Annotated in this window: 8 protein-coding genes; all 8 read left to right on the top strand. The window is 33.5% G+C overall.

All coding sequences use genetic code 11. The annotated features are described in order from the left end of the window. Positions 1 to 176: 176 nt before the first annotated feature. Positions 177 to 2,600: an endonuclease MutS2 gene (locus BM120_RS02350; RefSeq protein ID WP_091992895.1), complete on the top strand. Its 2,424-nt coding sequence runs from the start codon at positions 177 to 179 to the stop codon at positions 2,598 to 2,600. 93 nt (positions 2,601 to 2,693) lie between these two features. Then, a complete protein-coding gene (locus BM120_RS02345) occupies positions 2,694 to 3,146 on the top strand; it encodes a 2-thiouracil desulfurase family protein (protein ID WP_091992893.1) in 453 nt (150 codons plus the stop codon). A gap of 162 nt (positions 3,147 to 3,308) precedes the next feature. Further along, on the top strand, positions 3,309 to 5,009 hold the full coding sequence (gene argS / locus BM120_RS02340; RefSeq protein WP_091992892.1) for an arginine--tRNA ligase: 1,701 nt from the start codon (positions 3,309 to 3,311) through the stop codon (positions 5,007 to 5,009). A 270-nt stretch (positions 5,010 to 5,279) separates the two neighbouring features. Continuing rightward, positions 5,280 to 6,734: a carbon starvation CstA family protein gene (locus tag BM120_RS02335; RefSeq protein ID WP_091992890.1), complete on the top strand. Its 1,455-nt coding sequence runs from the start codon at positions 5,280 to 5,282 to the stop codon at positions 6,732 to 6,734. A 403-nt stretch (positions 6,735 to 7,137) separates the two neighbouring features. After that, a complete protein-coding gene (gene lon, locus BM120_RS02330) occupies positions 7,138 to 9,579 on the top strand; it encodes an endopeptidase La (protein ID WP_242941535.1) in 2,442 nt (813 codons plus the stop codon). A 39-nt stretch (positions 9,580 to 9,618) separates the two neighbouring features. Further along, positions 9,619 to 10,233, top strand: a complete 615-nt coding sequence (yihA, locus tag BM120_RS02325; RefSeq protein WP_091993031.1) for a ribosome biogenesis GTP-binding protein YihA/YsxC — start codon at positions 9,619 to 9,621, stop codon at positions 10,231 to 10,233. A gap of 271 nt (positions 10,234 to 10,504) precedes the next feature. Further along, complete coding sequence (locus tag BM120_RS02320) at positions 10,505 to 11,743, top strand: GspE/PulE family protein (protein ID WP_091992887.1); 1,239 nt, start codon at positions 10,505 to 10,507, stop codon at positions 11,741 to 11,743. Continuing rightward, complete coding sequence (locus BM120_RS02315; protein WP_091992885.1) at positions 11,712 to 12,764, top strand: type II secretion system F family protein; 1,053 nt, start codon at positions 11,712 to 11,714, stop codon at positions 12,762 to 12,764. The genes BM120_RS02320 and BM120_RS02315 overlap by 32 nt, the downstream gene beginning before the upstream one ends. Positions 12,765 to 12,770: the final 6 nt, after the last annotated feature.

Here is a 12,770-nt window from a genome sequence, read left to right as displayed (position 1 = left end):
ACGTAGAGGTAAAGCCGTTTTTTTATGTTTATTTTTTTATGAATCAAGAGTAAGGCTTTTTTATTTAATAGATTGTAATACTGTAATATTCCAGAGAAATTTTGACAAAACTTATATTTCAAGAAAAATAAATATGTTATAATGTAGATTGATAAATAAAAGAATGGATGGTGAATATGGATAAAAAGTATTATAGAGTTTTAGAAATTGACAAAATACTAGGTATGCTTAAAGACAAGGCATCCTCGTCTTTGGGCGTAAATATAATTGAAAATCTAAATCCATTTTCAGATTACAATGCTGTGAAATATGCTCTTCAGGAAACGACTGAGGCTCAATCCATATTGATAAAAAGAGGACACGTACCTATTCAAGGTATTCATGATATAATCAATCAAGTAAAAAGGGCGGAGATAGGTGCCACATTAGATCCTAAAAATCTGATTATGATAGCTGACACCATGAGGACTACGAGAATTATATCAAATATTTTGAGTGGAGATATCAAGGTAGATAATTTTGGTAATGGTGCAAATTCAAAGGATGAGGATTCTGATGACAACAAATATCCAATAGTGAATTCTTTAGCAAGCTCGCTATATGTTCATAGAGATATTGAGGATGCAATTTTAAATGCAGTGGTTAGTGAAATTGAAATATCGGATAATGCTTCTAGTGAGCTTAGGAGTATCAGAAGAAAAATTGTTCAGAAGAATCAATCGATAAGGTCTAAATTAAACGGTATTATCTCCTCTGCAACATATCAAAAGTACTTGCAGGATGCTATTATTTCTGTGAGAGGAGATAGATTCGTCGTTCCGGTAAAGGCGGAATATAGGTCTATGGTATCTGGTATCATTCATGACCAATCATCATCGGGGGCAACACTTTTTATTGAACCGATGTCAATTGTAGAAATGAATAATGACCTAAGGCGGCTAAAGCTTTCTGAGAATGAGGAAATAGAGCGAATTCTTTCAGAGCTGTCATCAATGGTCGGCGAAGCTAGTAGAGAATTGATAAATAATCAAGAAATACTTGCAAAAATAGACTTTATATTTGCAAAGGGCAAGCTGTCTATTGCTATGAAGGGCATTGAACCAAGACTTAATGAAGAAAAAAAATTTAAAATTGTAAATGGAAGGCATCCTCTATTAGACAAGAAGTCAGTCGTTGCGAATACAGTTGAATTGGGATACGATTATTCGACGCTACTGATAACAGGACCTAATACAGGCGGTAAAACAGTTACTATTAAAATGATAGGACTGTTTGCATTGATGACTCAATGTGGTCTTCATATTCCTGCTGATTACGGAAGTAATATGTGTGTTTATGATCACATTTTTGCGGATATTGGAGATGACCAAAGTATTGAGCAAAATCTTTCTACATTTTCATCACATATGACTAGAATTGTAAATATTTTGAAAAATACAACTGAGGATTCCTTGGTTATTTTTGATGAGCTAGGAGCTGGTACTGATCCAGAGGAAGGTGCTGCGTTGGCGATTGCAATTCTGGAGCAAATCAGGAGTATTGGAGCCTCTTGTATTGCAACCACTCACTACAGTGAGCTGAAAAAATATGCTCTTGCAAAGAAGGCTGTTGAAAATGCGGCTGTTGAATTTGATATGGAATCCTTTTCGCCTACGTATAGATTGTTGATTGGAGTTCCAGGCAAATCAAATGCATTTGAAATTTCAAAAAAATTGGGTCTGAGTGAATTTACGATTGAAGAGGCAAAAAAATATCTTACATCTGAAGATATAGAATTGGAAGAAGTATTACAAGGTGTGGAAAAAAATAGATTGAAAATTGAAGAAGAGCTAAGGATTGCCGAACAAAATAGAGAAGAAGCCGAAAAATTGAAAAGTGAATTTTTTGAAAAGCTGGAGAAATTTGAGAAATCCAAAGCTAAAGCTATAGAAAATGCTCGGAGTGAGGCGTTTTCAATAATCAGGCAGGCAAAGGAAACTACCGATAATCTGATTAAAGAGTTGAGAAAAATTGAAAATGAAAGAGCTTCAAAGGAAAAGGATAAGAGAATTGATGAAATAAAAAAAGAGATTTCTCAATCCATGGGAAGCTTACAGCCGAGTGTTGAAAGCATGATTGTTCCGAAGCTTTCATCAAGTGAAATTAAAAATCTGAAGCCTGGTGAAGATGTAGATATTATAGCCCTTAGACAAGAGGGTACAATTATTTCTTCTGATGACAAAAAGAAAGAAGCAGTTGTTCAGGTTGGAGTAATGAAAATGACATTACCATACAAATCTCTTAAGAAGATTTCAAAAAAGAAAAAAAGCACTGTGACCAAGGCTACAAGAAAAGTAATTAAATCCAAATCCGGAAATATTAAAAGGGAGGTAGATTTAAGAGGAATGAAGCTTGAAGAGGCAATTTTTGAGGTGGAAAAATACTTAGATGACGCAACAATGGCTGGACATGAGGAAGTGACGGTAATTCATGGTGTAGGGACAGGTGTTTTGAAAAAGGGTATCGCTGAAATATTAAAGACAAATCCACATGTTAAATCTATGAGAAAAGGTGAATACGGTGAAGGTGGAATAGGTGTGACAATAGTTACAATTAAATAAAATATAAAATAACGCAATACTCAATAGGATATGAAATAAAAATAATGGAATTTGGAATATAAACGCACTGTATTTAGACAATGGAGATTTAAAATGAAAATAATAGTTTCAGGATGCTTGCTGGGAAATAATTGCAAATATAACGGTGATAATAATTATAATGAAGATGTAATTAAATTTCTGGAAAATAAGGATTATATTGTTATTTGTCCCGAAGAGATGGGAAAAATGAATACACCTAGACCTCCTTCAGAGATACAATTTTCAAAAACTGCCGATGAAGTATTTAGAAACGAAGCGAAGGTATTGAATATAGAGGGTGTTGACGTTACAAAGTATTTTGTTGATGGAGCGAATATGGCTTTGGAAATCGCAAGGAGAAATGATTGTAAGCTGGCAATATTGAAGGATGGAAGTCCTTCGTGTGGCTCAAATTATGTATATAACGGAAATTTTGAGGGGAAAAGAATAAATGGCAAGGGTGTTTGTGCGCAGCTGTTTGAAAAAAATGGTATCAAGGTAATAAGTGAGTATGATGTGCTTTAGAATACTATAGAATAATACTATTTGGATGTATGTAGTCGCTGTAGCTTGATCGAACGATAATTTTTATAAAATATTGATATTTCAGCTTTGACAAAGCATATTCAAATATGATAGTATTAGTTTGGTATTTTGTAATATTTGAGTGAAGTAGTAGGAGGAAAAATGATAGATTTTAAAGAAGTGATATCTGAGAAATTGGGAAATAACATAGATGTTTTAAAAAATGACGAAATAAAATCGCTAATAGAGGTACCACCAAATAAAGAAATGGGAGACTATGCATTTCCATGCTTTAAGCTGGCAAAGGAATATAGAAAATCTCCAATGGCAATTGCAGAAGAAATTTCAAAGTCTATTCCAGCTGGAGAAGTAATTTCAAAGGTAATAAATGTTGGCGGATATGTTAATTTTTTTGTGAATAAAGAAGCCTTGGCAAAAAAAGTTATTACACAGGTCTTGAGCGAAAAAAAGGATTATGGAAAGAGTGATATTGGCGAAGGGAAGAATGTTTTAATTGATTTTTCCTCTCCTAATATAGCTAAGCCATTCCATATTGGGCATATCAGAACCACTGTAATTGGAAACGCATTGCATAGGATTTATGCTTCACAGGGATATAATACATTCAGAATAAATCATCTTGGTGACTATGGTACTCAATTTGGAAAGCTGATTGTCGCTTATAAGCTATGGGGTAATAAGGATGTAGTAGAATCAAGTCCTATAAAGGAGTTATTAAAGCTATATGTAAAATTCCATGATGAGGCTGAGGTAAAGCCTGAAATGGAAGCTGAGGCGAGAGCATGGTTTACAAAGCTTGAAAATGGTGATGAGGAAGCCACAGAGCTATGGAGCTGGTTCAGGGAGGAAAGCTTAAAGGAATTCCAGAGAGTATATGATCTTCTTGATATACAGTTTGATTCTTATGCTGGCGAAAGCTTTTATTCAGATAAGATGCAGGCTGTAATAGATGAATTAAAGGAAAATAATCTTCTTGTGGAATCAGAGGGTACGATGATAGTTGATTTATCTGATGAAAATTTACCACCTGCTTTGATTCAAAAGACTGATGGATCTACTCTTTATTTAACAAGAGATTTGGCAGCAGGCTTTTACAGAAAGAAAACCTACGATTTTGAAAAATGCTTATATGTAGTAGGCTCACAGCAAGAGCTGCACTTTAGACAATATTTTGCTGTAATTAAGAAGATGGGATACGATTGGTACAATAATATGGTACACGTTCCATTTGGTATGGTTGCTCTTGAAGAGGGAACAATGTCTACTAGAAAAGGAAGGGTTGTATTTTTAGAAGATGTCTTAAATCAGGCAATAGATAAGACAAGAGAAATCATAATCGAAAAAAATCCAGAAGCAGGAGATATTGATAAGATTGCTAGAGAGGTTGGTGTTGGAGCGATAGTATTCCAAGAGCTTTCCAATAGTAGGATAAAGGATTATACTTTTTCATGGGAGAGAACTTTGAGTTTTGAAGGTGAAACTGGTCCGTATGTTCAATATACTCATGCAAGATGCTGCGCAGTTCTTAGAAAGGCAAATCAAGCTGTAACTTCTGAGGTAAATTTTGACTTGATTTCTGATGAAGATTCTTCAGAGGTTTTAAAGGTTATTGAAACCTTCAATAAATCAATACTTCTTGCAATGAGTAAAAATGAGCCTCATATCGTAACAAGGTTTGCACTAGATTTGGCTCAGGCTTTTAACAAGTTCTATCATAACAATCCAATAGTTGTTGAAGCTGAGGCTGTGAGAAATGCGAGATTAGCATTGGTTGAAGCCACTAGACAAGCTTTAGAAAATGCATTAGCTATACTTGGAATAAATGCACCTGAAAAGATGTAAATTTAACAAATGGATGCTATTTCAAGTCTTAGCATGATAAATAAATTGCAGGCAAAATCTGAGAAATAATTAGTAAAATAAAATAAATGGTTAGTAAATAAGGATAATTTGATGATGAAACTAAGTTGATTCATAAAAAATTCATATTAAAATCAATTATTATTTAACAATATATAGTATACTTAGAGTAGGATGGAATGCGTGGGGAATTTACGCTGAAATCCTACTTATATTTTTATAAAAATAAATAATTTTTTTGGAGGTATTATTATGGCAACTTTCTTAATAGGGTTAGTTATCCTTTTTGGTGGCGGATTGTTGTATGGTAAATTCGTGGAAAAAATTTTTGGACCAGACGACAGACCAACACCGGCTGTAAGCATTAATGATGGTGTAGACTATGTACCTATGAAAAAAGGCAAGAATGCACTTATTGAGTTATTAAATATTGCTGGTACTGGACCTATTCTTGGACCAATACAGGGGATTTTATTTGGACCTATCGCTTTTATTCTTATTCCTATAGGATGTGTATTGGGTGGAGCAATGCATGATTATCTAAGTGGTATGATTTCTATTAGAAGTAATGGAAAGCAGATGCCTGCTTTGATAAAAGATCATCTAGGCGGAAAGGTTTATAAGGTATATAATATTTTTATAATTTTCCTAATGATATTGGTTGGTGCGGTATTTATCTACACACCTGGTGACTTGATTGTTGTAAACATCTTAAAGCAACAATCTGTTGTCAACAATCCAATTGTTTGGATAGTTTATGGTTGTATATTTGTTTACTATTTGGCTGCAACGTTATTCCCAATTGATAAGATAATTGGTAGAGTTTATCCTATATTTGGAGCTATCCTACTACTTTCTGCAGTTGGTATATTCTTTGGCTTATTCATCAAGGGATACAAATTAGACAACTTAACTGCGGCTAACTTTGCTGGTATTCATCCGGCAGGTTCTCCTCTTCTTCCAGTGTTCTTTGTAACTGTTGCTTGTGGTATAGTTTCTGGATTCCATTCAACTCAGGCTACATTGATTGGTAGATCTGTAAGTGATGAGAGAGAAGGTAGACATACATTTTATGATATGATGATATTAGAAGGATTCATCGCTATGATTTGGGCAGCTGCTGCTATGGGTATTTACTATAAAGGTGTTCCAGCAGAGCTAATAGGTAAACCTGCTGTTATCGGTATGGTTGCAAATGATATGCTTGGATCAATTGGTGGATTTATTGCTGTTTTAGGTGTAATCGTATTGCCTATCACATCAGGAGATACATCTTTACGTGCTGCAAGATTGATGATTGCTGATGCAATTGGATATGATCAGTCTGTTGCTAGAAACAGAGTTATACTTACAACAGCTATATTTATACCTGTTATAGCTATATTGGTGTTTGCCAAGGTTAATGCACAAGGCTTCAACATCTTATGGCAGTATTTTGCATGGGCAAACCAAACAATCGCTGTATTTGCATTTGCAATGATTTCATTGTATTTGTACAAACTTAAGAAACCATATTTGGTAAGCTTGATACCAGGTATGTTCTATATATTCATAATATCTGCGTATATATTGGGTGCTAAGATTGGTTTTGGTTTACCTCAGAATATAGCAAATATAATCGGTGTTGTACTTGCATTAGTTTATGCTGGATTGCTTATAAATACTGGTAAAAAGGAGCTTTCAAATGTTGAAAGACTAAGTGCTTAAATTTTAAATAATTTAGTTTAACATATTATGATACAACGTTGGTCGAGAAGATTTAATAATCTGATTGATCAACGTTTTTAGTTTTTTGGCAAATATTTTCATATAAGAAGCTAAAATTTGCATTTAAATCCTATTAAGAAACAAAAAATTGCAAAAAAAATGAATAAAATTCTTTTTTGTGTTATTTTGTGTTATAATGATAATTAAATTTGGTATATAGTATAATGGAATATAATATCAAATTAGTAATTAAGATTATAACTTTATATAACTGATAGAGAAAAGTTGTACTTTGCCATTTAATGGTACATAGAAAGGATGTGTTATAATGACAGGTATTAAGGATCATAATAATTTAGAAAAGAATATAGAGGATATAATAGTTTATGGTGAATCAGTTGAAATGCCTATGATTCCATTGAGAGGTATTTCTATATCTCCAAGTATTTTACAGTCTTTTGACATAGGAAGATTAAACTCCATTGAGAGCTTTGAACTTTCTATGATTAATGATGAAAAAATTTTCTTGGTGAGTCAGTTTGATTCTGCGATTGAAGAACCTACAATTGGAGAGCTTTATACAATTGGTACAGTATGTAATATAAAACAAGTTATTAGAACCTCTGATACATCAATAAGAGTTTTAGTTGAAGGTGTCAGCAGGGCGAAGCTAGATGAAATGTGGATTGATGAAAATGATGCTTGGATAGGAAGAATACGTCCAATATCATTTGATGAAGAGCAATTATCAGACGAGAAGAGATTTACATTGGAAGCATATTCTAGAAAGCTGATAAAAGGCTTTGATGAGTATGTAAGTTTGGCAGTTGATATACCTTCTGATGCTGCAATGGAGTTAAATGATGCAGAGGGCTATTCGATGCTTGCAGATATTGTATCTTCAAGCTTATTTTTAAAGTTTTCTGATAGACAGAAGGTGTTAGTAACTCTTGACATTGAAGACAGAATGAAGATGCTGTATGAGCACCTCCTTGAAGAAATTGAAGTAATTAAAATTGACAAGAAGATTAATCAAGATGTAAGAAAACAGATGAACAAAATTCAAAAAGATTACTATCTAAGGGAACAGATGAAGGCAATTCAAAAAGAATTAGGTGAATCTGCTGGTGATGATGAAACAGGTGAATATCGTGAAAAATTAAAAGAAATCAAGGTTTCAAAGGAAACCTATGAAAAGATAGAAAAGGAAATTGATAAATTTGAAAGAACTCCAATAGGCTCACCAGACTATAATGTTTCAAAAAATTATCTAGATGTAATATTTTCACTGCCATGGAATAATGAATCTAGAAATAGATTTGACATTAAAAAATCTGAAAAAATACTAGATGAAGATCATTTTGGTTTAGATGATGTAAAGGAAAGAATTTTGGAGTATTTGGCAGTTAGAAAGCAATCAAAAAATCTAAAGGCGCCAATTATATGCTTGGCAGGGCCTCCAGGTGTGGGTAAGACTTCAATAGCGAAATCGGTAGCAAGATCTTTGGGTAGACCATTTATAAGAATTTCCTTGGGTGGAGTTAGAGATGAGGCTGAAATAAGAGGGCACAGAAGAACTTATATAGGTGCAATTCCTGGTAGAATAATAAATGCAATGAAAGAAGCAAAGGCTAGAAATCCGGTTATTCTTTTGGATGAAATCGACAAAATGTCAAATGACTTCAAGGGAGATCCGACCTCTGCGATGCTGGAGGTTTTGGATCCAGAGCAGAACAAATACTTTGTGGATCATTATTTGGAATTACCATTTGATTTATCAAGGGTGTTGTTTGTGACAACTGCCAACGATTTGAGATCAATTCCAAGACCTCTTTACGATAGAATGGAAGTGATTGAGATTGAAGGGTATATTGAAGAAGAAAAGCTTGAAATTGTAAAGAGGTATATACTTAGAAAACAGCTAAAGGAAAATGGACTAGCAAAAGGCTTCGTAATAATGGACGATGACGTGATAAAATTTGTGATAAGCAGATATACTAGAGAATCAGGAGTTAGACAGCTTGAGAGAACTATCGGTAAAATTTGCAGAAAGGTTGTCAAGGAGATGGTAGAAAATCCAAAACTAGAGCCTGTAAAAATCACAAAGGAATTGGCTGTAAAGTATTTGGGAACAGAAAAATTTAAAGAAGAGCCTCTTGCATTGAAGCCTCAGGTTGGTGTTGTAAATGGTCTAGCTTGGACTGCTGTTGGTGGGGTTACTCTTGAGGTTGAGGTAAATGTCGTGCCAGGAAGAGGAAATATTGTTTTAACAGGTATGATGGGCGATGTTATGAAGGAGTCAGCTAAAACTGGAATTTCATACATTAGATCTGTTGCCGATATTTTAAGCATAGAGTCAGATTTCTATAAGGATAAGGATATTCATATACATATTCCTGAAGGTGCAACGCCTAAAGACGGTCCATCAGCAGGTATCACTATGACATTGGCGACTATTTCTGCGTTGACTGATAGAGCTGTTCCAGGAAATATTGCAATGACAGGAGAAATAACTCTTAGAGGTAGAGTATTACCAGTTGGAGGCGTTAGAGAAAAGGTTCTTGCTGCATATAGAATGGGTATTAGAAAAATAATTTTACCAAAAGATTGCAGGTCTGATTTGGACAGAATTCCAGAAAATATAAAAGAAGATATAGAGTTTGTGCTAGTTGAGCATATGAATGAAGTTCTTGAGGTTGCATTGATGGAGGATGATGGAAGCAGCAATCAGGCAAGTACGACCACAAAAAAATCAACAAAGGTAGCGAAAAGGAATGTAGCTAGTAGGTCTACATCAAAAAAGACTTCTAGTAAAAAAGAAAGCTTATCAGATGATGATAAATAAGCGAATAGTTGAGTAGGAGAGAAAATGTCAGAAACAAAGATGAAAATTAGAAGCTCAGAAATTACAATGAGTGCTGTCAATAAAAAACAATATCCAAGTGAAGGTGTACCAGAAATAGCATTTGCAGGAAGATCAAATGTTGGTAAATCTTCGGTAATTAATGGATTACTAAATAGAAAGAATTTCGCTAGAACATCTTCAACTCCTGGAAAAACGAGAACAATTAACTTTTATTTGATAAATAACGAATTTTATTTTGTCGATTTGCCTGGTTACGGATACGCAAGAGTATCAAAAACCGAAAAGGAAAAATGGGGTAGTATTATGGAAAGGTATCTAGAAGATAGAGAAGAATTATGTGCCATATTACTGCTTGTTGATGTAAGGCATGAACCGACTGCTGACGATAAAATGATGTATGATTGGATCAAATACTTTGGATACAACTGTGTGGTTGTCGCAACAAAAGCGGATAAAATTTCGAGAGGACAGCATCAAAAACATATCAGCGTCATCAGAAAGAAGCTGGAAATGCCGAAGGAAGAAAAGGTAATTGTGACATCTTCATCAAAAAAAACTGGAATTGATGAATTATGGGACGAGATAGTATCTCAATATGAGGAGCATGGCTATACCATAACGTATGGCGAATAGCATTGTAATAAATAATGATTTTCGGACTGACTCTGTGCTGAGTAGGTATGATCTAAATAATCTATTGATTTGATTAAAAATCTCTATGCCGTAGGTAAAAAATTTGCCTACGGTTTTTTTTATTCCAAATATTTTTGTGAGCTTACCAATATTTTTGATGTTCAGATTTGACTAATTAAATATTATAAAAAAAATTAAAAAAATATTATCAAAAACGGTTTATAAAATAACTGAATCTGACTAATATATTTTGAGTAAGGAGTTGAATGTTGTGGAAAAAATTTTGACGTCGATTATTTCCGAAGATTTTGCGAGAAAAAACACTGTTTTTCCTGTTGAGCTTTCAGATAAAAAAATGACTGTATATATGAAAAAATTTGATATCAATATAGTAAACAAGCTGAGGCTAATGTCGAATAGAGATGTAATCATAATCGAAAAAAAAGAAGAGGAGATAATGTTTCTTATCGACGAAAACTATCATTCACAGAGAGTTATGGATGGTGGCTCTAATGAAGACTTGTTTAATGAAATAATTGAAAAAGCCTGTGAAAAAATGGCAAGTGACATTCATATTGAGCCATTTGAAGCTGAGGCAAGAATAAGATTCAGGATTTTTGGGGAATTGTTATTTGAAAACAGAATTTCTATCAAGGACTACTATGGACTGATTACCATAGTAAAGCTAAAGGCTTTGTGTGATATTGCAGAAAAGAGGATTCCTCAGGATGGAAGATTCAGTATATCGTCTAAAAAATACGATATAGATATTAGAGTTAGTACAATTCCAACTGTTTATGGAGAAAAGGTTGTTATGAGATTATTAAATCATAGAAATTTTCTTAGAACTAGAAAGGATTTGGGGTTTTCTGATAATGCTAACGAAAAAATAGACCAAATTATATCAAAGGGAAGTGGGATGCTTATTGTGTCCGGAAATACGGGAAGCGGAAAATCGAGTACAGTTTACTCTATACTCAATGAGTTAAACAAAAGAAATATTAATATTACTACTATTGAAGATCCAGTTGAATATAGATTGGATGGAATTAATCAAATTCAAGTGAATGTAAAGGCAGGGATAACCTTTGAAAATGGTTTAAGGGCGATTCTAAGACAGGATCCAGATTGTATTGTATTGGGTGAAATTAGAGATTTGGAGTCTGCTCAGATAGCTATAAGGGCTGCTGTAACAGGACATTTTGTGATTGCTACACTTCATACGAGAGATGCGATATCGACGATATCGAGGTTAAGGGATATGGGTATCGAAGCCTTTATGATAAATGCAGCTCTTTCAGGAGTTATTTCTCAAAAATTGGTCAAGAAGAAGCTCTTATTTAAAACCTATAATGGAGAAGACAGAGCCTTGTTGTATGAGGTTTTGGTGATAGATGAAAAGATAAAATATGCAATAAAGCATGGCAAACAAGATGATGAAATAAGGAAATTAGCATTGGAAAATGGGATGATAACATATGAGGATTCTATCAACGAAAAAAATTTCTGAAAAAGAATTATCGGTATTATGTAGACAAATGAAAATAATGTACAACTCAGGGTGTGATATAATTAATATTCTGGAAATAATTGCAAAATCTTCCTCTGAAAATTTGAGTAGGGCTTTGATGAGGACAAAGAATGGGATCGAAAGTGGAAAAAACATTACAGATTCCTTCAAGTATTCAAATTCTTTTAACAAATTTTTTATCTATATGATAAATGCAGGAGAGGTTAGCGGAAGAATTGATTATGTGTTTGAACAATTAAGCGACTACTATGATAAGGAAAACAAGCTAAAAAGAAAGCTAATCGCAGCGATGGTCTATCCAGTAGTACTACTTATCGTTATGCTTTTTACATTTCTATTTATGTTGTTGTTTGTAATACCCAATTTTGAAATGGCATTTGACTTTGATGGAATGAATTTACCGATAGTCACGAGGTTTATCTTTTGGTTATCTAAATTTCTACGTGGAAATTTATTATTTATCTTAATATCAATAATGATTACTGTTTTTATGTTTTACAGGTTTGCTTCTGAGAGCGATTATTTTAAAGTTGTGTTTGATAGAAAAAAATTTGAGATTCCGAAGATTGGAGAACTCTTTAGATTAATTATTTCTGATAAGCTTAGTAGAGTTCTTTTCATATTGATGTCAAGTGGCGTGTATATAGGAGAATCCTTAGAGCTAGCAGTTCAAATATTAAATGATTCATATGTGGAAAAAAGATTGATTTCAGCAAAAACAAGGATAGAACAAGGAAATGGAATATCAGAATCCTTGAGGCTTACTGGTTTATTTCCAGATATGTTTATATCCATGATATTATCTGGAGAGGAATCTGGAAATTTTGAAGAGAGTCTTAGGCTTGTCAGTGAATATTATTCAAATGAGCTTGATTTGAGGCTGGAATATTATGTGAAAATGATAGAACCATTGATGATTGTAATAGTTGGAATTATGGTTGGCGCAATGGTGATTGCGATATTATCTCCTATGTTTGAGCTAATTTCAACTATTCGTTAAGTATAT

Source organism: Peptostreptococcus sp. D1 (assembly GCF_900112955.1).
GTDB lineage: Bacteria > Bacillota > Clostridia > Peptostreptococcales > Peptostreptococcaceae > Peptostreptococcus.
This window is presented reverse-complemented; position numbering and strand designations above follow the sequence as displayed.